The 24,942-nt window shown below is 46.2% G+C and carries 26 protein-coding genes and 2 other annotated features; of the genes, 1 reads left to right on the top strand and 25 read right to left on the bottom strand.

The genetic code is table 11. The features are described 5' to 3' along the window. Positions 1 to 31: 31 nt before the first annotated feature. The 17 genes from KY305_RS08500 to valS form a co-directional block, all read right to left on the bottom strand. Entirely contained in the window at positions 32 to 610 is a 579-nt protein-coding gene (locus KY305_RS08500; RefSeq protein WP_223062170.1) for a sporulation initiation phosphotransferase B, read from the bottom strand. Positions 611 to 926: 316 nt separating this feature from the next. Then, positions 927 to 1,211, bottom strand: a complete 285-nt coding sequence (rpmA, locus tag KY305_RS08495; RefSeq protein ID WP_003152662.1) for a 50S ribosomal protein L27 — start codon at positions 1,209 to 1,211, stop codon at positions 927 to 929. Positions 1,212 to 1,223: 12 nt separating this feature from the next. Then, complete coding sequence (locus tag KY305_RS08490) at positions 1,224 to 1,565, bottom strand: ribosomal-processing cysteine protease Prp (protein ID WP_223062169.1); 342 nt, start codon at positions 1,563 to 1,565, stop codon at positions 1,224 to 1,226. 2 nt (positions 1,566 to 1,567) lie between these two features. Then, positions 1,568 to 1,876, bottom strand: a complete 309-nt coding sequence (gene rplU / locus KY305_RS08485) for a 50S ribosomal protein L21 (RefSeq protein WP_003152660.1) — start codon at positions 1,874 to 1,876, stop codon at positions 1,568 to 1,570. 13 nt (positions 1,877 to 1,889) lie between these two features. Further along, positions 1,890 to 1,963 (bottom strand) — a sequence feature (ribosomal protein L21 leader region). A 58-nt stretch (positions 1,964 to 2,021) separates the two neighbouring features. Continuing rightward, a complete protein-coding gene (locus tag KY305_RS08480; protein WP_223062168.1) occupies positions 2,022 to 2,888 on the bottom strand; it encodes a M50 family metallopeptidase in 867 nt (288 codons plus the stop codon). Further along, the gene (locus tag KY305_RS08475; RefSeq protein WP_223062167.1) at positions 2,881 to 3,684 is read right to left on the bottom strand and encodes a M23 family metallopeptidase; all 804 of its coding nucleotides are present in this window, start codon (positions 3,682 to 3,684) and stop codon (positions 2,881 to 2,883) included. Before KY305_RS08475 ends, KY305_RS08480 begins: the two co-directional genes overlap by 8 nt. A 135-nt stretch (positions 3,685 to 3,819) precedes the next feature. Next, a complete protein-coding gene (gene minD / locus KY305_RS08470; RefSeq protein ID WP_223062166.1) occupies positions 3,820 to 4,623 on the bottom strand; it encodes a septum site-determining protein MinD in 804 nt (267 codons plus the stop codon). A 2-nt stretch (positions 4,624 to 4,625) separates the two neighbouring features. Next, the gene (gene minC / locus KY305_RS08465; protein ID WP_223062165.1) at positions 4,626 to 5,306 is read right to left on the bottom strand and encodes a septum site-determining protein MinC; all 681 of its coding nucleotides are present in this window, start codon (positions 5,304 to 5,306) and stop codon (positions 4,626 to 4,628) included. 52 nt (positions 5,307 to 5,358) lie between these two features. After that, on the bottom strand, positions 5,359 to 5,877 hold the full coding sequence (gene mreD, locus KY305_RS08460; protein WP_223062164.1) for a rod shape-determining protein MreD: 519 nt from the start codon (positions 5,875 to 5,877) through the stop codon (positions 5,359 to 5,361). Then, entirely contained in the window at positions 5,874 to 6,746 is an 873-nt protein-coding gene (gene mreC, locus KY305_RS08455; protein WP_223062163.1) for a rod shape-determining protein MreC, read from the bottom strand. The genes mreD and mreC overlap by 4 nt, the downstream gene beginning before the upstream one ends. A 30-nt stretch (positions 6,747 to 6,776) precedes the next feature. After that, positions 6,777 to 7,790 (bottom strand): cell shape-determining protein MreB, encoded by a 1,014-nt coding sequence (gene mreB, locus KY305_RS08450; protein ID WP_061522939.1) that lies wholly within the window; start codon positions 7,788 to 7,790, stop codon positions 6,777 to 6,779. A gap of 73 nt (positions 7,791 to 7,863) precedes the next feature. Further along, positions 7,864 to 8,577, bottom strand: a complete 714-nt coding sequence (gene radC / locus KY305_RS08445; protein WP_223062162.1) for a RadC family protein — start codon at positions 8,575 to 8,577, stop codon at positions 7,864 to 7,866. Positions 8,578 to 8,608: 31 nt separating this feature from the next. Then, entirely contained in the window at positions 8,609 to 9,178 is a 570-nt protein-coding gene (locus KY305_RS08440) for a Maf family protein (protein WP_223062161.1), read from the bottom strand. A gap of 141 nt (positions 9,179 to 9,319) precedes the next feature. Continuing rightward, positions 9,320 to 10,324, bottom strand: coding sequence for an SPOR domain-containing protein (locus KY305_RS08435; protein WP_223062160.1), 1,005 nt, complete (start codon positions 10,322 to 10,324; stop codon positions 9,320 to 9,322). 132 nt (positions 10,325 to 10,456) lie between these two features. Beyond that, positions 10,457 to 11,203, bottom strand: a complete 747-nt coding sequence (locus KY305_RS08430) for a prepilin peptidase (protein WP_223062352.1) — start codon at positions 11,201 to 11,203, stop codon at positions 10,457 to 10,459. A gap of 137 nt (positions 11,204 to 11,340) precedes the next feature. Then, positions 11,341 to 12,636: a bifunctional folylpolyglutamate synthase/dihydrofolate synthase gene (locus tag KY305_RS08425; protein ID WP_223062159.1), complete on the bottom strand. Its 1,296-nt coding sequence runs from the start codon at positions 12,634 to 12,636 to the stop codon at positions 11,341 to 11,343. Positions 12,637 to 12,694: 58 nt separating this feature from the next. Continuing rightward, positions 12,695 to 15,337 carry a valine--tRNA ligase gene (gene valS / locus KY305_RS08420; RefSeq protein WP_223062158.1) on the bottom strand — a complete coding sequence of 881 codons (2,643 nt, stop codon included), beginning with the start codon at positions 15,335 to 15,337 and terminating at the stop codon, positions 12,695 to 12,697. A 58-nt stretch (positions 15,338 to 15,395) separates the two neighbouring features. Then, positions 15,396 to 15,619, bottom strand: a binding site (T-box leader). 170 nt (positions 15,620 to 15,789) lie between these two features. On the opposite strand from valS, the gene KY305_RS08415 reads away from it, so the two are divergent. Next, the gene (locus KY305_RS08415; protein WP_045926471.1) at positions 15,790 to 15,981 is read left to right on the top strand and encodes a hypothetical protein; all 192 of its coding nucleotides are present in this window, start codon (positions 15,790 to 15,792) and stop codon (positions 15,979 to 15,981) included. Positions 15,982 to 15,993: 12 nt separating this feature from the next. On the opposite strand, the gene ysxE is transcribed toward KY305_RS08415, so the two are convergent. The 8 genes from ysxE to hemA form a co-directional block, all read right to left on the bottom strand. Continuing rightward, on the bottom strand, positions 15,994 to 17,016 hold the full coding sequence (ysxE, locus tag KY305_RS08410) for a spore coat protein YsxE (protein WP_223062351.1): 1,023 nt from the start codon (positions 17,014 to 17,016) through the stop codon (positions 15,994 to 15,996). Positions 17,017 to 17,049: 33 nt separating this feature from the next. After that, on the bottom strand, positions 17,050 to 18,534 hold the full coding sequence (locus tag KY305_RS08405) for a LysM peptidoglycan-binding domain-containing protein (protein ID WP_223062157.1): 1,485 nt from the start codon (positions 18,532 to 18,534) through the stop codon (positions 17,050 to 17,052). Between the two features lie 133 nt (positions 18,535 to 18,667). Further along, positions 18,668 to 19,957, bottom strand: coding sequence for a glutamate-1-semialdehyde 2,1-aminomutase (gene hemL, locus KY305_RS08400; RefSeq protein ID WP_223062156.1), 1,290 nt, complete (start codon positions 19,955 to 19,957; stop codon positions 18,668 to 18,670). Between the two features lie 28 nt (positions 19,958 to 19,985). Further along, positions 19,986 to 20,960 (bottom strand): porphobilinogen synthase, encoded by a 975-nt coding sequence (gene hemB / locus KY305_RS08395; protein ID WP_223062155.1) that lies wholly within the window; start codon positions 20,958 to 20,960, stop codon positions 19,986 to 19,988. 2 nt (positions 20,961 to 20,962) lie between these two features. Then, positions 20,963 to 21,745, bottom strand: coding sequence for a uroporphyrinogen-III synthase (locus KY305_RS08390; protein WP_223062154.1), 783 nt, complete (start codon positions 21,743 to 21,745; stop codon positions 20,963 to 20,965). After that, the gene (hemC, locus tag KY305_RS08385) at positions 21,735 to 22,676 is read right to left on the bottom strand and encodes a hydroxymethylbilane synthase (protein ID WP_223062153.1); all 942 of its coding nucleotides are present in this window, start codon (positions 22,674 to 22,676) and stop codon (positions 21,735 to 21,737) included. Before hemC ends, KY305_RS08390 begins: the two co-directional genes overlap by 11 nt. Positions 22,677 to 22,711: 35 nt before the next feature. Further along, on the bottom strand, positions 22,712 to 23,542 hold the full coding sequence (locus KY305_RS08380; protein WP_061522992.1) for a cytochrome c biogenesis protein: 831 nt from the start codon (positions 23,540 to 23,542) through the stop codon (positions 22,712 to 22,714). Positions 23,543 to 23,549: 7 nt separating this feature from the next. Further along, entirely contained in the window at positions 23,550 to 24,917 is a 1,368-nt protein-coding gene (hemA, locus tag KY305_RS08375) for a glutamyl-tRNA reductase (protein WP_223062152.1), read from the bottom strand. Between the last annotated feature and the right edge of the window lie 25 nt (positions 24,918 to 24,942).

Genomic DNA, 24,942 nt, shown 5'->3' with positions numbered 1-24,942 from the left:
AATATCCTCCGTTCTAAACCGTAAAAAACCGCTAGTTCATCCCAATTTCGGCCACACATTCATGGCCCGTCAGCTCAAATTGCATCACATCAAAGTCCTCACATCGGGATTTGCGAAAATCATCAAAAACGCCTGCATTTGCAATGGTTCCGTGAAAATCGAGATATAAAATAAGCTGTCTGTCAGGGTGATCCGTTTGAAGCGATACGGTCAGATGATTTTCACTTTCATTGCTTACCGCCAGACCGAACAGATGAAACAGTTTTCTCATCAGGTTCGACAGCTTTTGATCATATGCCGATAAATCTTTTATCTCTCCGAGCACTTCGTATTCAAGCCTCATATATTGGGACTTCCAATTAAACGTCAGAAAGTCAAACGCCAAGTGCGGGGTTTTCAGGTTTGAGAGCTTTGATTCATGCTTTGCATCTATGACCATTTCGTCAATGATTTCAACAACACGGTCATACTTCTGCAAGCTTAAGTTTCCTTTAATAAGCTGAAGCTTATTCATCCAATCATGCCGGAAATGACCCATTAAACGGATCAGCTCGTTGGTTAAAGCCGCCTCGCTTATAGGTTCTTCTTGTTTCTTCGATACATCCTTCATTTTCGCACTCCCAATCATTTAATTTCTTTTTAGGAGTCTTGATAAGTGTGTACTATGAATTATAACAGAGAAGGCTTTGTTAGAAAAACACTGTTTTTCCTGGTTCATCATGTTCCTTTTTTGAATCGGCATGCGTTTTGGATGCCAGGCAGAAACATTGTTGTATCACTGCTTGGGGAACATATCCAGTGGGTATGAGAAGCTGGTGTTCTCATTCTAGGCGGGGTTCACTCGCACATCCTCTGCTTTTCATTCTTGATGTTACTCCGCTTACTGCAAAAAAAACTCCAGTCAACGACCGGAGTTTTTTGTGTCATTATTGAGCTACAGGATATACGCTCACTTTTTTGCGGTCACGGCCGAAACGTTCGAATTTAACAGTTCCGTCGATTTTAGCAAAAAGAGTGTCATCTCCTCCGCGGCCCACGTTTTCACCTGGGTAAATTTTCGTTCCGCGTTGACGGTAAAGGATAGATCCGCCTGTAACGAATTGACCGTCTGCACGTTTAGCACCTAAACGTTTAGATTCAGAGTCACGTCCGTTCTTTGTAGAACCTACACCTTTTTTAGAAGCGAAAAACTGAAGATCTAATCTAAGCATGTAACTCACCTCCTATATTTGGTTTGTAGTCAACCGTAAATGGTCATTGTAATCCCGCTCGATTGTCTCAAGAGAAACAATCATGCCTTCAATCAGCAGTTGCGCTTTTTGAAAAGCTTCCTGATCAGCGGCTTCAGGGAATTCAAAATAGAAATAACCCCCGTCCTGGCCTATATCAAGAATCGGTTCGAGAGGAGCCAGCGCGATAACCGCATTGACTGCCCCGAAGACGACAGCTGTGACCGCGGCGCAAACGAGATCCCGTCCATGTTCAGCAAAATCGGCATGCCCCGTCATTTCAAAGGACAAAACGTCCTCTTCTGTGCGGGATCTTCGAATTGTTGCCTGAATCATGCTTACGCGTTGATTTTTTCGATTGTCAATTTAGTATAAGGCTGACGATGACCTTGTTTTTTATGAACATTTTTCTTTGGTTTGTAACGGAAAACTGTGATTTTTTTCGCACGGCCTTGTTTTTCAACTTTAGCTGTAACTGTCGCGCCTGCAACTGTTGGGTTGCCGACTTTCACGCTGTCTCCGCCAACAAACAATACGTCTTCAAACGTCACTGTTTCACCTGCTTCAGCAGCAAGTTTTTCGATGTAAACAGTTTGACCTTCTTCAACTTTGATTTGTTTTCCGCCTGTTTTAATGATTGCGTACATTCTCTGCACCTCCTATTAGACTAAGACTCGCCAGCAGCAGGGGGCTAAAGCGCTCTTAACACCTGTACTGAGCGGTTGTAGCAATGGTGCTACATCCATAACATTAAAAAATATATCAAAACAGAAGACATATGTCAATCTATTTCTAGTAAGGCAGCAGCAGTTCTTCCATAGAGGAATCTGTCCGCTTATCGGCAAAATAAGCGTGCAGCACTTCATTCTCATCAAGCTGGCTGAGTTTCTCGCCGGCTTTTTCAATGATGATCGGGTGCTTGCATCCCCGCTTAAATTCGGCCATCACGTGCTTAACCTTGGTATCAGCCTTGACCGTCAGTGGGAGCAGCATCTCAACATCGCGGTTGTTTCCGTAATATCTCTCCAATAGAAACCGCATCTGAATATAATGCCTTTTCCGATATTCATCCCACAAGGAAGCCGCGAGAAATACGAACAGCACCCAGGCGCTGATCTGCAAGGGAACAGCCAGCACAATCCAGCAGCAGAGCAAAAACGCGAAAGCGGCCGAGGTCTGGACACTGAGGAGGTGCGCTCTTTGAAAAGCCATTTGTTTTGAAAAGTATAAAAACACCATTTTTCCCCCGTCAAGCGGCCAGATCGGCAGCAGGTTGATAAAAAGAATCGACAGGTTATAAAATGTAAACATGTCGAATGTCTGCTGTCCGACTATGCCTGACCCAAAAAGGAGCCAAGCTGCCGCCTGAAGCCATAAATGCTGCAGCGGGCCGGCCAGAATGACCGCAAATTCTTCCTTGAGCGGCCGGTTTCCGTGCTCTTCCACTTCAACCGTCCCGCCGAAGGGAAGCAAAAAAATCCGTTTAATCCGCCACGAAAAAAACACGGCCAGAGCAGCATGCCCCAGCTCATGAACGAATACAACCAGCAAAAGACATAACAGCGCTTTAATGTGCCCTGTCACAAGCCCAAGCCCCATAATAATCCAAAGAAAAGGATGGACGTGAATTTTTAAGATCAGACTCAGCCATTTATTCATCAAATGTGATCACCTGAATCGGATCTATGAACTTGTCTCCTTCTTGCATCGCGAAATAGTATTGGCCTTTATTTTTATCGTCAAGCTTGATGGAACCGATCTTTTTGCCTTTATCGATAAAATCATACAGAGACACGTTAACGTCTTTAAGCTGTCCGTAAATGCTGCAGGTGTTGTCAGCGTGCTGCACCTTAACCGTCAATCCTGTTTTCTTATCTTTATTGACTTCAACGACATAGCCCTCTTTTACACTATCAATTGTATCGCTGGCTGTTTCTACGATTACGCCTTCCCCATTATTCTGAAAGTCCTCCTGGATTTTGCCCGCAGCAGGTACAGCAAGATCCTGGCTGACCGCTACTTGGCCGCTCTTTTTTTTCGTGCCGGGTGTGAGAAAAGCGAGCGGATTTCCGAATGCGGACTCAAACCAGTGGCTCACGGCAGCAAACTGAAATTCTTTTTGAAAAGTTTGCGAGATAGCCGGCTTAATTTGAGCCAAAGGCTGTTTGTCAGTTTTATAGGCAATAGCGGAGATAAGAACAAGACACGCCGCCAGCAGGCATTTTAAAATGATAGAATTGGTGTTAATCAATGGATGCCTTCCGTTGAATTCCGGCGGATGTTCCGTTTCATAGCTCGGAAGGAGCCTATGCTTTTCTTGTTCCTTGACTGCCTGCCAAGCGGGGAGCTTTTGTTTCTTCTGAGCGGTTTGGACGGCAGCAGGGCGTTTTGAACCGGGCTGCTGCTTTCTTCTTTTGGCCAGTCTTTTTCTAATTTCATCAGCTCTGTGACTCATCGCTATCATCCTTTGCAATCGTTGGGTTTGTACATCCTATTCCTTGTCCAATGCAAATATGCGCCTTGCTGATGATAAACAAAAAAAGACCTGATAAGCTGCCGCTTCATCAGATCCTTGTTTTCTATTATTTTATTATGACCGCACGCCGAAAAATGACTTTATTTTCGCCATCATTCCTTTTTGCTGCTCTTCAAGCACCTGTAAAGGAACGGATTCTCCTAAAATACGCCGGGCGATATTGCGGTATGCAATGCTGGCGCGGTTTTTTGAATTCATTGCAATCGGCTCGCCGATATTTGATGCTTTAATCACTTCATCATCGTCAGCGACGATTCCGAGCAGATCAATAGAAAGATGATGAACAACCTCGTCGACATCCATCGTATCACCGTTTTTCACAAGGTGATTTCTGATGCGGTTAACGATAAGCCGCGGCGGTTCAATTTCCTCCTGCTCCAAAAGACCGATAATACGGTCGGCATCCCGCACCGCTGAAATTTCCGGCGTTGTCACAACAATCGCCTTATCAGCTCCGGAAACGGCATTTTTATAGCCTTGTTCAATCCCGGCGGGACAATCAATGATGACATAATCAAATTCCTGCTTGAGCTGCTGCACAAGCAATTTGATTTGCTCAGGAACAACAGCCGTTTTGTCGCTTGTCTGGGCAGCCGGCATCAAATGAAGCAGATCATCAAAACGTTTATCCTTAACAAGCGCCTGATGCATCTTGCATCTGCCTTCAATGACGTCAACTAAGTCATATATAATTCTGTTTTCAAGACCCATTACGACATCAAGGTTGCGCAGTCCGATATCTGTATCTACTAAACAGACGCGTTTCCCTAAAATGGCTAAGGCGGTACCGAGGTTTGCAGATGTTGTTGTTTTTCCTACTCCGCCTTTTCCCGAAGTTATTACGATAGCCTCACCCAATTTCACATTCCTCCCTCAAGCCTTGTTAGATCAGGTCTTAAATGAGCCAAATGTTGAAGGCGTTCAATGACCATATTTCCGTCTGTATCTAAATAAGCACATTCCATGTCGTTCCCTTTTTGAATGTGGTCTGGGGAGCGATTTAATACGTGATTGATCCTTAATTGTGTCGGCAGCATTTCGGAAGCAGCGATCACGGCCCGGCTGTTTCCGTTATAACCGGCGTGGGCAATTCCTTTTAATGAGCCGAGAACAAATATATTCCCTCCGGCCTTAACCGTTCCGCCGGGATTCACATCTCCGATCAAAAGCAAATCTCCCGTCACGTGAAGCACCTGCCCTGAACGGACAATTTTAGAAACCGAAACAATCTCCGCTTCCTCTTTGATGCGCTGTGCTTCTTCTTTGGCGATGACTTCACTGTCAATTGAATGAACGACTAAATCTTTCTTTGACGCGATCAGATCAGTGAGCTGTTCTTCCTGTTCCTGATACAGATAGCGATGTCCGAGTTTAATATGAACACTGATTTTTTGACCTTTGCCATCAGTATATTGTTCAATCGACAGCATACTTTGAAGACCATCGAGAAGCTCATCAAAAGAACACGCATCATCCAGATGCAATGTTAAGCCGTTTTTTGTTCCTTTTATTGTTACATATTGCTGCTTTTTGGTCTTCACAATGTTCACCTCAACAACATACTCTTTTCGTCAAAAAAAGATAAAATCCTTTTTACTCATCTCTTAATTCTTTCTTTAGACTTATATAAAACAGCCTAAAAGGCAGGACTAACACAATTGCGCCTGCAATATTCAGTAAAACGGTCGGTAAAAACCGCTGTATGACAAATTCATTGAACGTCATTGTGCTGCTGTGAATTAAACTCTGAATCCCGTAGACATAAAATTCAAGCACACATACGCCGAGCACCGCCACAAGAATGACCATTAAAGCGTTCGTCTGCAATACTTTAAACGCTTTGGCAGCCAGGTAGCATAGACCGGCAAAACCGAACATATAAACCCCTAAAACACCCGTATACGTGATGTCATAGAGAAGACCGAAAATGAATCCGTAAATGACCGCATGTTTTTGATTGATGTAAGCGGACATAAAAATTAAAACAAGCAAAAGAAAGTGCGGAACAACCTGCTGTTCGTCGGAAACGAAAGGAAAATGCACTAAATCAGTATAGATGCTTTCCCCAGAAAAGACCAGCATTATAATCAAAGGGAGAAGGAAACGTTTCACGATCCTTCCTCCCCTGTATCAGAAGTTGCTACGCTGCGGTTCACCACAATAACATGGTCTAAATCATACAGGTTGGCAGCCGGTTTGACGTACGCGATTTTGGTCAGGCCGTAAGAATCAGATTCAACGTCAGTTACTTCGCCGACTGTCAATCCTTGAGGAAATACACCGCCCGTTCCGGAGGTTTCCACAAGATCGCCCTTTTTCACTTCGCGCTTTTCATCCGGCTCAAGAATGGTCATTTTAAGGGTTTGTTTCTTTTTGTCATACCCTTCAATTAAACCGTAGCCTTTACTGCCTTTTTTACCTGAGATTTTGGTTGCCACTCTGTTGTTGCGGTCAACATCGCTTAACAGCTGAACGGCAGATGTAAAGTTGTTAAGCCCGCTGCTTTTAATTTTCCCGACCAGCGCGCCTTTTTCGTTTGTGACAGCCATGTCTTTGGCCACTTTTTGTTTCGATCCCTTATTAATCATGATTTGCTTGTACCATTGATCAGGGTTTCTCGCGATAACGGTCGCTAAAATCGGTTTATAATCGGTAATCGATTTGACGTGTCCGAGTTCATCAAGCAATTTCTTGTTTTCATCTTTCAATTCTTGGAGCTTTGCTTCATATTGCGTCTGTCCGTCCAGTTTTTCTCTTAAACGTTCATTTTCTTTATATGTGTTTTTCAGGTCTTCTATGTCCCCGAAGAACCCTGCAAAATATTCGGCAGGCGTGTGAAAAATATTTTGAAATACTCCCGTCGTATCACCGATCAGCTTTTCAGGCCAGGTGGTATTACGGCCGTTCTTCAGCGAGAATCCAATCATAGCCACCAATATGATAATACACAGAAGTAATAGCATTAACCGTTTATTCGGCATCGTGTTACACCTCTTCTATTTAACTCCTGATTATCTTGTTTTCCCTTTGAAAAGATGGATGTGCTCCAGTGCTTTTCCAGTACCGATCGCAACACAATCAAGCGGATCTTCAGCGATAAGAACCGGCATTTTCGTTTCGTCACTGATGACTTTGTCAAGGTTTCGAAGCAGCGCGCCTCCCCCTGTTAACACAATGCCTCTGTCCATAATATCAGCGGCAAGCTCAGGCGGTGTTTTTTCAAGCGTGCTCTTCACTGCGTCAACGATAGAAAGAACGGTGTCACGCAGTGCATTTGCAATTTCGGTTCCCGTAATTTCGATTGTTTTCGGCAGGCCTGTCAGCAGATCGCGGCCGCGAATTTCCATTGTTGCATTTTCTTCGCCCGTTTCCGCCGAACCGATCTCCATTTTGATAGCTTCTGCCGTACGGTCCCCGATCATCAGGTTATATGTTTTTCTGATATAGCTGATGATCGAATCATCCATTTCGTCACCGGCCACGCGAATGGATTGAGATGTAACAATGCCGCCTAATGAGATAATTGCGACTTCCGTTGTTCCGCCTCCGATATCAACGACCATACTGCCCGTCGGCTCCCAAACAGGAAGGTTTGCACCGATGGCAGCCGCAAACGGTTCTTCAATCGGGTAAGCGTCACGTGCACCGGCTTGTCTTGTCGCGTCGATGACAGCGCGTTCTTCAACCGCCGTAATACCTGACGGCACACAAACCATAACGTATGGCTTTCTCGCAAATAAGCCTTTATTTTTCACAGCTTGATTAATATAGTATTTCATCATTGTCGCAGTTGTTTCATAATCAGCGATTACGCCGTCTTTCATCGGACGGAGGGCCACCACGTTACCCGGTGTGCGCCCAATCATGTTTTTAGCGTCGTTACCGACAGCCACGATTGATTTCGTATCCGTTTGCAGCGCAACAACAGACGGCTCTCTTACAACAATTCCTTTACCTTTTACAAACACAAGCGTATTCGCAGTTCCCAGATCTATACCAAGGTCTCTTGTACCAATTCCGAACATATGTATGTATCTTCCTTTCTTAAAGCAAAAATACCCTAAAGGGAAAAACTCATAAAATCTATTATATCTTAAATTAACGAAAAAAAAAGTGTTGCAAATATCCTTTTTCCTTTAAACTCACAAATTTTTTATCACCAATGACCAAATGATCCAACAGCTCGATGCCGATTAAATTTCCGCACTCAAAAAGCCGTCTTGTTACCTCAATATCTTCCCTGCTTGGTGTAGGATCTCCTGAAGGATGATTGTGAACGCAAATGAAGGACGCGGCGGATCGTTTGAAAGCTTCTTTAAACACCTCCCGCGGGTGGACAATAGATGAATTCAGACTTCCTATAAAAACGGTGCGTTTATGAATGACTTGATTTTTGGTATTTAAATATAAACAGACAAAATGCTCTTGGGATAAAAAGCGCATATCTTCCATCACAAAATTTGCCCCGTCTTCCGGTGAGCGGATGACGTAATGTTCCTCAGCGGATGTCTTATGAATGCGGCTCCCCAGCTCAATTGCGGCCAGTATTTGAACGGCTTTCACAGTGCCGATTCCGGGAATGCTCGACAGCTCTTGGGCGGAGGCGCCTTTTAACAGGCGCAGGCCGTCAAACGTGCGGAGCAGCCGATGAGAGAGGTTCATTACAGATTCATGCTTTGTCCCCGTTCTTAATAGGATTGCGAGCAATTCATTGTTTGACAGATTTTCGGCTCCGCAGTGCAGAAGCCGTTCTCTCGGTTTTTCTTTTTCTGGGAAATCTCTGAGTTTTAACGGCAGATCGCAGATGATCAAGCCCTCCTTATTCCCCTTCCCCGTTTGAACATCAAGCTTTTATATTAAATTCTTTCAGGGCTCTCATTGTTTTTGAAACAGGAAGCCCGACGACAGAATGGAAATCTCCGTCTACCTTTTTCACTAAAAGCGCGCCTTTTCCTTGGATGCCGTATGCACCTGCTTTATCCATCGGTTCTTTCGTTTCGATGTAATTCTGTATTTCGTCTTCACTGAGCGGCCAAAAGGTCACTTCCGTCGTTTCAGAGAACGTTTTTTTCCGGTCTCGCGCCTGGATGCTGACCGCTGTAATGACTTGATGGCTTCGGCCGGAAAGCCTCCGCAGCATATCTGCCGCCTCTTTTTTGTCACGCGGTTTGCCGAGGCACTCACCGTCTATACAAACCATCGTGTCAGCTCCGATAACGACTGCATCGGGATTTTCACCGGCTACAGCCCCGGCTTTTTGCTCAGCCAACCATTGGACGTTTTCTTCCGGTGAAAGGTTTCGATTTAATTTTTCATCTACATGGCTCACAATAATGCTGTAAGGTATCTGAAGAAGATTAAGGAGTTCTTTTCTTCGCGGAGATTGTGAGGCGAGTATTAAGCGTTTTGTCATGATTGTCATCCTTTCAGGGTTTGCTTAAGAAAAAAAGATACCTGTCTATCCTACCAAATCAAACCCGCATCTACAATTTCAGAAAAATAACTTTTTCATGACAAAATAAAAAATCCCGCCTAGATGACGGGAGCAGAAATATTATTTTACAACGCTCAACAGTTCCTGCTGAGCCTTCCATCCTGACTCGGGACTTGGCGTTTCAAGTTCCTTCAGCGCTTGAAGCAGAGCCTCTTTTTCCTTTTTGTCCGCCGCGTCTGCGCTGTTTACCGCTTTTGTGATTTTGGCCACATCGGCTTTTGCTACTTCTTTACCGATGATCGCTTTGGCGGACAGTTCGGATGCTTGTTTAAAGGAATCCTCCATATCGGATTCGACCGCAAAGGAAAGCTCTTTTCCTCCCCAAGCCTCAAAATCATTGTCTATCAATGTCTGCCCCAATTGCTGTGATAGGCTTTTTTCTGCCGAGAGACCGGCGATCACATAGGTGTATCCGTCGTCTTTTGATAGAGAGACTGCTGAATATCCTTTTTCAGTCAGCTGGTCAACTAAGGTCTTGGCTCCTTTTTCCGATGAAAATTTTCCCGCTTGCACCGCATATGTCTTATAATTTCCCTCTGCCTGTCCCGAATTGCTTGTGTCACCCGTTTCTTGTTTGTCAGCTGCTGAGTCTCCCGCTTTTACCGTCTGCCCTTGTGAGCCTTTGTCAACTGCTGCCGGAGCGGACGCCTCTTTACTGCCGGACATATTTAAGGCGACAAGGCCGAGGCCGGTTCCTAAAACTGCGGCAACGGCAATCGTTGTGACCGCTCTTTTAACGGGAGAGGATGGGTTCTTCTTTTTTGAGTACATATGGCCTCCCGCGTTTTTCTTTTGGTATGGCGGAACGACTTTCGGGTCATCCTCAAAAACGTCCTTTTCCCCCTCGTCATCCCAGTTAAAATCATCTTCCTTAGGGTCTTCATGAGAGGCTGCAGTCTCCTGCTCTGCCTTTTTCGTTTCCTCCCAATTCGAAAATGTGACTGTTTTTTCTTCTCCGGCTTTCATTTCCTCTTCTCCATACATAGTTTCTTCTTTTCCGTTAATAGTCACTTTAAGGGCATTATTTTTTGCTTTGCTGTTCTTTTTGCTTTTCCTTTTTTTCACCGTCTCTTCCCCCTCGCTTTCGTCTTGGCCGTACCATGAACTGATCATGTTTCACACTTTAGCATAGGCGAAAAAAAAAAGAACAAGACTTTTGTCGTCTTGTCCAAAAAACGTTCGCCAAATTTTTCAGCGTCAGCCCGAGGCCAGATGGATGTAGAACGAAAACAGCTTCTCGCCGTATAAATAACTCACGATACTGCCTGCTGCGATGGCCGGCGCAAAGGGGAAAGGCTGCTTTTTTGCCAGCCTTCCGCCAAGCTGAGCACACGCCCCGTATACGGCTCCGATGATAACGGACAGAAAAAATGCAATGAGGACGAGCTTTACGCCAAGCGCAAGCCCGATAACCCCGAACAGTTTTACATCTCCTCCGCCGATCCCGCCTTTACTGGCAAACATGATAACGGCAAGCAGAAGAAAACCGCAAACTGCCCCGGCAAGCCCTGCATACCATGAACCAAGCGGTGAGAAAAATCGTCCGGCAATGAAAAATGGGAGAAAAAACAGCAGAACCTTGTCAGGAATCAGCATATAATGCAGATCCGTCACAGTGACAATCATCAAAAGAGAAAGAAACAGAAGAGCGACAAACAGTTCTGCCGTCAAACCAAAGCGGATACCGGCAGCCGTAAACAAACAAGCCGTCCACCATTCAACCGCGGGATACATCAGTGACAGCTTTCGCCGGCAGCTTTTGCACCTTCCTCTCTGCACGGCATAAGAAAAAACAGGAATCAATTCAGCCCAAGAAAGCGGGGAGCGGCAAAAAGAGCAGGCTGAGCGCGGGTAAACAATCGAGATCCGCAGCGGGATGCGGCACCCTGCCGTATAAAAAAAAGAACCGAGGATTAAACCGAGGGAAAATAGAATGAAAAGCATCATCTTGACCACACCTTTTCTATCAATCTGGCTCAGATTGTAGCATAGAGAAACGCAAGGCCCCAAATGCACAAAAATGGCTTTTGCATTTAAAAAGCCCGGCAAAACCGTAATTTGTCCTGCCGGGCTTTTTACGGCTATGAGATAAGCCGTTTTCTCATTTCTGAAATAAAATACAGTGATCCGGTAATGATGATGATGTCATCTGCTCCGTCTTTTTGTTCTATCCATTTTTTTACGCTGTCCGGGTCTTCATCAAAGCTTTTATTCGCCAGACTGCTTGCGTCATAAAGGTCTTTCGCGCTTGAAGCACGCGGGAAGTCAAACGACGTAAAGTGAATAGAGTCTGCAGCCGTTTCAAGCTTCTTGATCATTTCCTGGTACGGTTTGTCTTTTAATGCGCTGAAGACGACATGAATTGTATTGCCGGCAAAGCGCTGCTTGACGGTTTCGGCCAGTTTTTCTATTCCTTCTTCGTTATGAGCGCCGTCCGCATACACAAGAGGACGTTCTTGAAGCCGTTCAAATCGGCCGGGCCATGCAGCTTTTTTCAGCCCGTTCCGCAATGCTTCTTCCGGAATGACGGCATATGTTAACCGGTTCAGCCATTCAGCCGCCAAAATCGCCAATGCCGCGTTCTGCCTTTGATGAATGCCGATCAATGAGGTTTGAATATTTTCATAGCGTTTCACATCGGTTTCTAACGAAAAGGATTCGCCGGACGAAAGCGCTGCTTCGTTAAAAAGACGGCACGTTTCATATAATGACTGATACGGGGCCTGCTTTTCTTCGGCCTCGGCTTCGATGACGCCAAGCGCCTCCGGCTGATTGACGCCTGTAATGATCGGAATGCCTTCTTTTATAATACCCGCCTTTTCCCCAGCAATCGCCTCAATGGTATGGCCTAAAATCGCCATATGGTCATGCCCGATGCTTGTAATAACGGTCAGCAGCGGTTCAACGATATTGGTTGAATCGTATTTTCCGCCAAGCCCCGCTTCGAAAATGACAAAATCAATGCCGCTTTGTTTTGCAAAATATAAAAATGCACAGGCCGTGATGATTTCAAATTCTGTCACCGTTCCGGCATCCGTCTCATCCAGTTCATCTACAAAAGGTTTAATTTCGTTAACAAGCTGTCTCCATTCCTCATCAGAAATCGGCGTGCCGTTGACGCTGATACGTTCATTAAACGTAATGATATACGGAGATGTAAACGTGCCGACCGTATAGCCGGCTTCTTGAAGCACAGAACGGATAAATGAGACGGTTGACCCTTTTCCGTTTGTGCCCGCCACATGAATGGCGCGGATTTTCTTCTCGGGGCGCCCCAATTTTTCCATCAGCCTTTCCATACGGAGAAGGCCCGGCTTTACGCCGAATTTGAGCCGGCCGTGAATCCAGCTGATCGCTTCTTTGTACGTATTAAACAATGAAATCCCCTCTTTTATACAACAAGGCGGTTTCTTAGGAAACCGCCCCGTTCGTTATTCAGCCTTTCAGCTCTGCCATCCGCAGCCGGACAGCCTCGCGTTTTGCCGTGTAGTCTTTTTCTTTCTCACGTTCTTCCTCAATGACATGTTCAGGAGCCTTTTTGATGAATCCTTCGTTGCCGAGTTTTTTCTGAACGCGTTCGACTTCTTTTGTCAGCTTGTCGAATTCTTTTTGTAAACGGGCGATTTCTTCATCAATATTAATGAGCCCTTCAAGCGGCAAAATCACTTCCGCTCCGGTTACGACTGCTGTCATCGCTTTATCGGCCGCATTGATACCGGTTCCGATTTTCAGCATGCTCGGGTTTGTGAAGCGCTCAACGTAAGAGCGGTTCTTCTCAAGGCGCTCAGCGATGTCCTCTGTAGATGTTTTAATATAAAGCTTAACCTGCTTGCTCATCGGCGTATTGACTTCGCTGCGGATATTGCGGACTGAACGGATTAATTCAACAAGCAGTTTCATATCTGCCGCGGCTTCTGTATCCGTATGTTCCGGCACCGCAACAGGCCAAGAACTGGTTGTAATCGATTCGCCCTCATGAGGAAGGTGCTGCCAAATTTCCTCCGTCAAGAACGGCATGAACGGGTGAAGCAGACGCATCGTCTGATCAAGCACGTATGCCAAGACAGAGCGGGTGGTTTTCTTCGCAGCTTCATCTTCCCCGTAAAGCGGAAGCTTCGCCATTTCAATATACCAGTCGCACACATCATCCCAGATGAAGTTGTACAAATGGCGTCCGACTTCACCGAATTCATAACGGTCAGCAAGCTGAGTCACGTTTTCAATCGTTTCGTTCAGTCTTGTCAGAATCCACTTATCGGCAACTGATTTTTCTCCGGAGAGATCTAGCTCATCATAGGTCATGCCGTCCATGTTCATTAATGCAAAACGGGATGCGTTCCAAATTTTATTTGCAAAGTTCCATGTAGACTCCACTTTTTCGTAGCTGAAACGGAGATCCTGCCCCGGAGAGCTTCCGGTAGCTAAGAAATAACGGAGGGAATCTGCTCCGTACTGGTCGATGACATCCATCGGATCAACGCCGTTGCCAAGCGATTTACTCATTTTTCTGCCTTGTTCGTCACGGATTAAGCCGTGAATCAGCACGTCTTTAAACGGACGCTCGCCCGTAAATTCAAGGCCTTGGAAAATCATGCGGGATACCCAGAAGAAAATAATGTCATACCCTGTTACAAGCACATCGGTTGAGTAATAACGCGTAAAGTCTTCTGCGTTTTCGTCAGGCCAGCCCATAGTGGAAAACGGCCAAAGCGCGGAGCTGAACCACGTATCAAGCACGTCTGCATCCTGCTCCCAGTTTTCGCTGTCTTCCGGCGCCTCAAGACCGACATACACTTCCCCTGTTTCTTTATGATACCAGGCCGGGATGCGATGGCCCCACCATAATTGACGGGAAATACACCAATCGCGGATGTTCTCCATCCAGTGTAAGTATGTTTTTTCGAAACGATCCGGAACAAAGTTGACTTTCTCTTCTTTTGTCTGAAGCTCAACCGCCGCATCGGCAAGCGGCTGCATTTTAACAAACCATTGCGTGGACAGATACGGCTCAACGACCGCGCCGCTTCTCTCACTGTGGCCGACAGAGTGCATATGCTCTTCAATTTTAAAGAGAACGCCTGATTCCTGCAGGTCTTTGACGAGTTTTTTGCGGCACTCAAACCGGTCCATTCCGTTATATGCTAACGCATTTTCATTCATTGTTCCGTCTTCATTCATGACGAGAATCCGTTCTAAATTGTGGCGGTTGCCGAGTTCAAAGTCATTCGGGTCGTGGGCAGGCGTGATTTTAACAGCTCCTGAACCGAACTCCATATCGACATAATCATCGCCGACGATCGGAATTTCACGGTTTGTGATCGGCAGAATAACGGTTTTGCCAATCAAATGCTTATAGCGCTCATCTTCCGGATGAACCGCAACCGCCGTGTCGCCGAGCATCGTTTCCGGGCGGGTGGTCGCAATTTCAATTGAGCCTGAACCGTCCGCTAACGGATAGCGCAAATGATAAAATGCGCCCTGCACATCCTTATAGATAACTTCAATATCGGATAATGCCGTTTTTGTCGCCGGATCCCAGTTGATGATATATTCGCCTCTGTAAATCAAGCCTTTTTCGTACAGCTTGACGAATACTTCACGCACTGCCTTGTTCAGTCCTTCATCCAGAGTGAAGCGTTCGCGTGAGTAATCGAGTCCGAGACCCATTTTGGCCCATTGGCTGCGGATGAAGTCAGCGTACTCTTCTTTCCACTTCCATGTTTCTTCAAGAAATTTCTCGCGGCCTAAGTCATACCGGCTTGTGCCCTGTTCGCGGAGCTTTGCCTCAACCTTTGCCTGAGTGGCGATACCGGCATGGTCCATGCCCGGAAGCCACAGCACGTCATAGCCCTGCATACGCTTCATTCGCGTCACGATATCTTGCAGCGTCGTATCCCACGCATGGCCGAGGTGCAGTCTGCCTGTCACGTTTGGCGGCGGAATGACGACAGAGTACGGCTGTTTCGTCTGATCACCGCCGGCTTCGAAATATTTTCCTTTCAGCCAAAAATCGTAGCGGCCTTTTTCAATGGCTGCCGGATCATATTTTGTCGGCATTGTTTGTTCGTTTGTATCCATCATAACCCTCCAGCATGTTTAGAAATGGCTGAGCAACTAAAAAAGAGCCTTCATCCCTGTAAAGGACGAAAAGCTCTTTCGCGGTACCACCTTTTTTCATGAACAGAAAGTGTTCATGCACTTAAACGGATAACGGGTGCGGCCCGAATTTCTCTACTTAGTATTTCAAGAAATTATGCTCCCGGGCGACCTTCCAATGAGACGTCATAAGAAGCCTTTCAGCATAATAGCTTCTCTCTCTTCATGCGTCTTTCTTGTACTCTTCCCGTTCTCAGCAGGTGTATTTATCAGCTCATGATCTTGTTTATTTATGTTCTTTATTATAGTAAAAGTGTTTTTGATTCGTCAATCATCTTTTCCAAAAACCATTGCCGCCATACATAAATAGGCATGCACCCCGCCCTTTTTCTTCACATATGATCAAGTAAAGGCGACTTTTAGGAGGATGTGCCGTGAGGAAAAAATTCAATTCTTATTCGCTGCCGCCGTGGGCCAGACAGGTCCGCCTCGTATCCGCGCAAGTCATTATACCCATCACGATTTTTCAAGGTATCAGAACGATTTTCTTTCCGACGACCTTTGATGTCCTGCTGCTTGCCATTCTGCTGTTTTTAGCGTGCGCTTTACATTTGGAATGGATATAAAAAACGAGTCCGTCATGAAGTGGACTCGTTTTCAGCCTTCATTTTTTTCTCTTGCTCAATTTGATACACCTTCGAGAGAAAAGGTTCAATATTTTTCATTTGCCAATACGCCCTTAACAATTGAGTGCATTCGTCTTTTTCTGTGCCCCTTTGATCGGTTTGATACCGGTTGAGCACTTTGTACACGCCGGCCGGATAAGCCATGTAGCTGAGAAACAGGCTGATTTCCGCTTCGCGAAGGGAAAAGGCTTTGTGATACGTATAAAACCACTCCAGACACTCCGGGCAGGCTTTCGGATAGCTTCTGAACAATCTGGAGTAAAAGCCAAGCAGATCGTTTTGAGGAGGCCCCAGAGAGGCTTTTTCGAAATTCGTGAAAAAGCCGGCCCCCACATCATTATAAAGAAAGTGGCGGCTTGATAAGCTGCCGTGATTGATCACCGCTCTTGTCGTTTCTTTGTCCTTCGCTGCTTCATACCACTCTTCCAGCCGGTCGAGAGCAAAGTTCACAGCGGAAATCGTTTCTGCAAGATACGTAACAGCCTGCAGCTCAAAAGGAGAAAGGTACCACTCGTTTTCGGCCCTGTCGGCAAACTGCTCGTAGACAAGCTTGTCATTTTCCCAATCTCTTTTCGTCATTTCATAAAAGCTGCTGATTTCCTCCGGTCTGATTTGGATATCCCGTACGGTCGCGGAGTGGAGCCTTGCGATTTCTTTAAAAAGATAAACGTGTTTTTGATCCCGCTCTTCTTCCTCATCATATTGCAGCCAAGGCATTAAATAATAGGAATCCTCCGCCCGGCTCCCCGAAAAAAACTCGCCCGCACGCGTGCGGTAGACCGGAACGAATGAACGATATCCTTTCTCCTCGATTTCGACCATATGATCCGTGAATTGCCTGCTGCGGGCCGGCTCCAGCTGTTTCAAAGCAAAAATGCCGTGATTTGTGTAGACTTTCCACACACGCGGGCTGACAGGCTCGATATATTCAGCCTCCAGCCCGTATTCCTGAAGCACTGATTGGACTGCTTCCATTCCATTCACCACATTTTTAAGGCCTCTTGCTGCTTACGCATGGCTGTTATTGTATTCCGGTATATATAGAATCTGTCCTTCTTCCAGCTCATCATCAAACGATAAAGCATTCATTCTGATCAGCTGCTGGGAAGTGATGTCATAACGCTCACACACGCGTTCTATCGTATCCTGCTGCTGGACGATACAAATTTTCATTCTTGAAAACTTTTCGTCTTCCCTAGTAAATAATTTTGTCAAATAATGAGAATTTTCATGTTCCTTCTGCTCTGTTTCCGCTTCCGGCTCTTCTCTTTGAACCGCTTGAGGCTCCGGCTCTTCAGGTTCAGATGGTATCTTTGAAAACTGGAAAGACAAATCAAGAGGCGGCTCCTCTTTTTGTTCCTCCTCAGACGGAGCCATCTTCCTTACTTCAATTTCAAAGCCTTCATCAGTCTGCTCCTCTTCCTCCAGCAGCTTTGGAGCGCTGTAAAACTCCTGCTCTTCCTGTTCAGGGAGAAAGGCGCGATAAGCGGGCGCCAGTTCATCTTCCGGCTCATCAGCAGCCTCCTCGGCGCTTTCTTCAGCCTCTGTGTCAGCTTCCTCCGCCTGATGACGGAGAAGCAGTTCAGGTTCAGGCTCTTCCTCTTGAAGGACGGGTAATTCCTCTTTTTCAGCTTCATCTTCTTGGGGCCTCAAAGAAATATCAAGGGGAGGCGGCTCAAGATATTCTTCCCGCTGCTCCGGTGTTTCTGCTGGTTCCGCCTCAGAATTCGAATCGTCCCTCTCGGCCGTCACAACTGGCGGTTCTTCAGCTTCATCCGGCTCTTTTTCATGAAGAACAGGAGCAGGGGGAGGCGGCTCAGTAAATGAGACAGGTTCGTCTTCCTGTTCTCTGAGGAAAGGAGCTTCCTCTTCTTCCTTCGCTTCTTCATGCTCCTCGGTTTCAACTTCAACCGCGGCATCCTCAGGCTTCTCTGACAGCTGCTCCGGCACATGGCGTATCATTAATTCAGGTTCGTTTTCCTCTTCTTCCGCTCCATGTTCAGCAAGGTGTTCAGCCTCTTCTCTTGCAAATTCAGGAGCCACATACAAAGGCACCTCCGGCTCTTTCGGTTCTGTTTCATCTAGCAGTCCTTCAATCGCTAAATCGGCCTGAATGGTTAAAATCCGTGAATCCGTTAATTGATAATCAAACGCATCGATAAAAACAAAGACGTCATTTAAGTGGCTTACTTTATTTTTCGGAATCGTGATGTCCACCGGGAAACAATGAAGGAGTTCAGCCGTGCCGTCCTCCCTCGCTTTCACTTCATCTACAAACCTTAATTCTGCTGCCTGCTCTTCAAAATGTCCGTTGTGATCTATGTTGTACTCGCCAGTAAGTTCTAATGATCCTTTAATTGAGACGTAATTATTTACTTCCTGTACCCTGATGTCAGGATCTAATGAAATCGAAAGTAACTCAGAAACTTCCTGTCCTTTTTGGAAACAGATTGATTCTTCAACAGAAAATTGCAAACGGTGATTATGCGGCAAGTTCATATCCTCCTTTCATCTAATCCTTAAAATTAGATGTCACTAAAGGTGTATGCCGCAGATCGTGGAAATATGATAAGGGGCTTATTGAAAAAAAGCCGATACAAGGCAGGCTTGCATCGGCTTTTGGAGATTAACGGCTAATGCTTGAAAATACTTTTTCAGCCGCTCGAATGGTTTGTTCAATATCCTCCATTGTATGTGCAGTGGAGAGGAATAATCCTTCAAATTGAGATGGCGGAAGGAATACGCCTTCGTTCGCCATCCCTTTATAATACTTAGCGAACAGCTCTAAATCGGATGATTTGGCTGCTTCATAGTTAATAACAGGTTCGTTTGTGAAAAAGAAGCCGATCATTGAACCCGCACGGTTAAAGGTATGCGGAATGCCGTTTGCTTCAGCGGCTTTTGAAATGCCTTCTTCAAGCAAATCTCCTTTTTTCACGAACTCTTTATATGAATCAGGCGTAAGCTGCTTCAACGTCTCAAGGCCCGCCGTCATCGCAAGCGGATTTCCTGATAACGTTCCGGCCTGATAGATCGGGCCGCTCGGAGCGATTCTCTCCATAATTTCTGCTTTACCGCCGTACGCACCGACTGGAAGACCGCCCCCGATTACTTTGCCGAGGCATGTTAAGTCAGGCGTCACGCCGAAATATCCTTGAGCGCAGTTATAGTCAACACGGAAACCGGTCATGACCTCATCGAAGATTAACAGTGTGCCGTTTTGTTCAGTAATGTCGCGAAGCCCTTGTAAAAATCCTTCCTGCGGCGGAACAACACCCATGTTTCCGGCTACCGGCTCAACGATTACACCGGCAATATCTTCGCCGAACTCCTGGAACGCAAGCTTAACGCTTTCCAAATCGTTGTACGGCACGGTGATCGTATTCATTGCGATCCCTTCCGGCACTCCCGGACTGTCAGGAAGCCCAAGTGTCGCAACGCCAGACCCTGCTTTGATCAGCAGCGAATCGCCGTGGCCATGATAACAGCCTTCGAATTTCAAAATTTTGTTTCGGCCGGTATATCCCCGTGCCAGACGCAAAGCGCTCATTGTCGCTTCTGTGCCTGAGCTGACCATCCGTACGATTTCCACAGAAGGAACACGGTCAATGACCAATTTGGCAAGCTCGTTTTCTGCTTCTGTAGAAGCGCCGAAACTCGTTCCGTATTCCGCTACTTTTTTCAGGCTTTCAACGACACGGTCATTTGTATGGCCCAAAATAAGCGGCCCCCAGCTCAGCACATAATCAATATATTCATTGCCGTCAATATCAAAAATTCTCGATCCTTTGCCGCGCTGCATAAAAATCGGGTCCATATCAACTGATTTAAAAGCGCGTACAGGGCTGTTCACCCCGCCCGGCATCAGTTTTTGCGCTTCCTTAAAAGCGGCTTTTGATTTTTCATAGCTTCTCATCTGCCTCAGCTCCCGTCAAATGAAATAGTTACTCAGCAAGCCATTTTGCTGCGTCTTTCGCATGGTACGTCATAATCAAATCAGCACCTGCGCGTTTCATGCTCGTTAAAATTTCCAACACCATTTCTTTTTCTTTAATCCAGCCGTTTTGCGCCGCAGCTTTTACCATCGAATACTCTCCGCTCACATTATAAGCGACAAGCGGCAGATGATGGCGGTTTTTCACATCCCGCATAATATCTAAGTAAGACATCGACGGTTTGACGATTAAAAAGTCAGCGCCTTCGGCAACATCAGATTCCGCTTCCCGAAGCGCTTCTAAGCGGTTGGACGGGTCCATCTGATACGTTTTCCGGTCACCGAATTGCGGCGTGCTGTCCGCAGCGTCACGGAACGGACCGTAAAATTCACTGGAATACTTTACGGCATAAGACATAATCGGAATATTAGCGAAACCCTCTTTGTCAAGCGCTTCTCTGATAACCGCGACAAATCCGTCCATCATATTTGAAGGAGCGATGATGTCGGCGCCCGCCTTAGCCTGGCTCACTGCTGTCTGCGCCAGCAATTCCAGTGATTCGTCATTTAAAATTTCTCCGTCTTTTACAACCCCGCAATGGCCGTGATCCGTATATTCACACAAACACGTATCAGCGATAACAATCATCTCAGGATAATGCTTTTTAATTTCAGCTATGCCTTTTTGCACGATGCCGTGATCATGAAAAGCCTGAGTTCCGCAAGCGTCTTTTTCTTCAGGCACACCGAAAACAATAACAGATTTAATGCCGAGCGATACAAGTTCAGCCATTTCATCCTTCAGTAAATCGAGTGATACATTGTAAACACCCGGCATGGAAGGAACCTCTTTTTTTCCTTTGAGCCCTTCAACGACAAACAGCGGGTAAATAAAATCGGACGGATGCAAACGTGTTTCTTTTACCAATTCTCTCATCGTTGCGTTCGCGCGCAAACGGCGGTGTCTGTTAAATGTTTGATTCATCATCATCTTTCCTTTCTCGACATGCTGCACATGACGTCCAGCATTCCTTCTATCGTATATGTCTTAGGCACATAGGACGAAATTCCGTATCCCATCAGCGCCTTCTCTGTCAGAGGGCCGATGCTGATATATACCGTCCCGTGATTCTCCCACACTTTTTCTCCGTCTCCCACCGCATGCATAAAGGTATGCACGGCCGATGAACTTGTAAACGTAATATAATCAAAATGAGAGCGGGATGCAGCCTGTCTCAGCTCAGCCATGCCTTTTTCATCCTGAATGGTATTGTATAACACCCATTCCCTGATCTGATAGCCAAGAGGCTCGAGCTCCGTCTTTATGACATCCCGTGATAAATTGCCTTTTATGACTGTAATGGGTTCCGTTACAGCCGCGTGCTGCTTTAAGGTATCGGCCAAACATTCGGCCACGTACTCATCAGGCATCACATCTGCCGTGACTCCGCGTTTCTTCAAGGCGCGGGCCGTTTTCTCACCGACTGCGGCAATCTTTTTCAGGTCCGGAGCAGTTACTCCGTTCTCGGCAAGATAGGAAAAAAAGAACCGGACGCCGTTTACGCTTGTGAAGACAAGCCAGCCCGGCTCAGAAAGGTCTTCCCGAAGACTGTCCGCACATTCGCCGGGGAGCGCTTCCTGAAAAGTAATCAGCGAGGCTGAAACAGCCGTTCCGCCGAGTGCCTCCACTTTTTTTCGGAACGGAGCCGCCTGCTTTTTATTACGGGTGACAAGCACGGTCTTTCCTTTTAAAGGAAGGTCATTCACCATCCTGATCCAGCTCCTGTTTCACACGATCGATTAATGCTTTAGCTCCTTTGTCCGCCATTATCGCTGCACAGCGTTTCCCGATCTCTTCCGGATCGTGTCCGGCTGTTTTTTCTTTAAAAATCGTTTTTCCGTCAGGAGATGCCACAAGCCCGACCAATTCAACCTCATCCTGGTCATTTATTGTCGCATAACCGGCGATCGGCACTTGGCAGCCGCCCTCCATCGCATTCAAAAAGGCCCGTTCGGCTGATACAGTGCGTGTTGTATACTCATCGGTAAATTGCGAGAACAGCTTCAGCAGCTCTTCATCCGACTCCCTGCATTCAATCGCAAGAGCGCCTTGCCCGACTGCGGGAAGACAGCGTTCCGGTTCGAGGAACTCCGTCACGACATCATCTTTCCAGCCCATTCTGGAAAGCCCTGCGGCAGCTAAAATAATAGCATCGTAGTCCTCTGTCTCAAGCTTTTGAAGTCTCGTATCTATATTACCTCTGATCCACTTAATTGTAAGGTCAGGACGCTCAACAAGCAGCTGTGCGCTTCTTCTTAAGCTGCTCGTGCCGATGATTCCGCCTTTTTTGATATCATCCAGCTTTTGATGCCCCTTTGAAATCAGCGCATCACGCGGATCCTCCCGTTTCGGTATACAGCCGATGGTAAGGCCCTCAGGCAAAAGAGCGGGCATGTCCTTCATACTGTGAACCGCCATATCAATCTCCTTATTTAACAGCGCCTGTTCGATTTCTTTCACAAACAACCCTTTACCGCCCACTTTTGACAGCGTGACATCGAGAATGCGGTCGCCTTTCGTGACAATCTCTTTAATCTCAAATGTATAGGAAGGATTCAATTCCTTCAGTTTGTTAATCACCCATTTTGTTTGGGTCATAGCCAGTTTGCTCCGTCTGGAACCTACCTTAATCATTCTCATTTTCTTTCCTCCCGAATCTGTTTGGGAACTTGATGTTAGCTGAACCAATGGAATTGCGACAGGCTTCCGAGCAGGAAGTAATTAATCATCAGCACGAGAAAACAAGCTGAATTCCACAGCGCCGCCACTTTTCCCTGCAGTTCCTTAATCAATCTGATATATAGATAGTAGCTGTATAAAAGCAGCACAATAAATGAACCGAGCACCTTTGAGTCAAACCAATACAGTGTTTCCAGCGACACATACGCCCAAATCACGCCTAAAATCAGGCTTAACAGCAACATCGGAACCCCGATCACATTCAGAACGTAAGCCATATAATCAAGTTTTGACAAATCTTCAATTCTCAACAGCCATTTTCCCCATTTTTTCTTCTTTAATAAGTAATATTGAAACTGGTAAAGCAGCGAAAAGACAAAGGAAAGGGAAAAAGCTCCGTATGAAAGAATCGCCATGGTAATATGGATTACCAAAAGTTCTGACACAAGCTGGCCCGAAAAGGCAGCTGAATGCTGATCCGTCGGTGAAAACGTATGGATCGCTATCATCGAGAAGCCGATTACGTTCGTAAAAAACACGATAAAGTCAACGCGCAGAATCTGCGTGACAACAAGTGAGAGTGTGACAAGCACCCACGCATAAAAATAAAGGGCTTCTGTAATATTTAAGACCGGAAATCTGCCCGTCTGCCACATAAAATAGGAAAGATAAACGGTTTGCAGAGTCCAGACAATAGAAAGCAACCAGAAGGCCATTTTCCCAGCCTTCCGGTTGTGTTGAAGAAAATCTATAAAATAAAAAAGGACGCTTACTGCATAGATAACAATTGTGCCTTCATTAAGCCTTGCCATTGCTGTATCAATCATACAGCCCTCACTCACTTACAAGTGGGCCAAAGCCCGCTTTTGTTTCTGCCTTTTGAAACGAATGAACCGCCTGGCGGTTATCGAGGCTTTTGTCCAACTGGCGCCCGGCCGCTTCTTCGATATCAAAGATCTGCATAAACAGCTTCAATTTTTCCTCAGAATCAGCCTCGGCCGCAATCTCTTTCGCTTTCAGAATCGGGTCGCGGAGCATTTGATTAATGATGCTTTTCGTATGTTTACTTAACAGCTTTTTCTCTCTCACAGTCAGATGCGGGAGCTTGCGTTCGATGCTCTGCATCGTATCTGACTGGATAGCGAGCGCCTTTTCCCGCAGCGCTGAGATGACCGGTACGACGCCGAGCGTATTCAGCCATTGCTTAAACTCAACAATTGCTGCTTCAATAAACAGCTCGACTTTCTCAGCTGTTTCACGGCGTTCTTTTAAGTTTGCTTCGACAATTCCTTCAAGGTCATCAATATCGTACAAGAAAACACCTTCAAGATCGTTCAACGCCGGATCCAGGTCTCTCGGCACGGCGATATCAACCATGAATAACGGACGGCCCTTCCGCTTTCTGCCGGCCTTTTCCATCATATCTTTAGACACGACAAAATCACTTGCACCTGTTGAGCTGATTAGTATATCGGCTTCAGCGAGTGCATGTTCAAGCTGATTTAAGCTGCGCGCTTCTCCGGAAAAACGGTCCGCAAGCTCTTTTGCTTTCACGAATGTTCTGTTGATGACCGTTACCTTGCCGATTCCCTGGCCGTGCAGATTTTCTGCGGCAAGCTCTCCCATTTTTCCCGCGCCGAGAATTAAAATGTGCTTGCTGGACAGAGAACCGAAGATTTTTTTCGCAAGCTCAACGGCAGCGTAACTGACGGAAACGGCATTTGCGCCGATATCCGTTTCAGCGTGCGTGCGTTTGCCTACGGTCACCGCCTGTTTAAACAGCTCATTAAATATCGTGCCGATTGTTTTTTCATTCTGCGCAGTTTTAAAGCTGGAACGGACCTGGCCGAGTATTTGCGTTTCTCCGATCACCATGGAATCCAAACCGCATGCCACACGGAATAAATGCTCAATCGCCGCATCGCTCTCATAGAATTTCAAAAACGGCGACAGCTCTTCTTTCGGCAAAGAAAACCATTCAGATAAAAATGTCTTTATATAATAACGGCCGGTATGAAGCTGATCCACCACCGCGTATATTTCAGTGCGGTTGCAGGTGGAGACGATAATGTTCTCCAAAACGCTTTTTTCTTCTTTTAAACGGAGCATCGCTTCTGCAAGCTCATCCGGCTGAAAACTTATTTTTTCGCGTATTTCAATAGGGGCGGATTTATAATCTACTCCCACAACAAGTATATGCACTTTTTCATGCACCCCCACGACTTCG

Source organism: Bacillus sp. YC2 (assembly GCF_019891195.1).
In the GTDB taxonomy this organism is placed as follows: Bacteria; Bacillota; Bacilli; order Bacillales; family Bacillaceae; genus Bacillus.
Note: the sequence above shows the minus strand (reverse complement) of the source record. Positions and strands in the feature narration are given on the sequence as shown.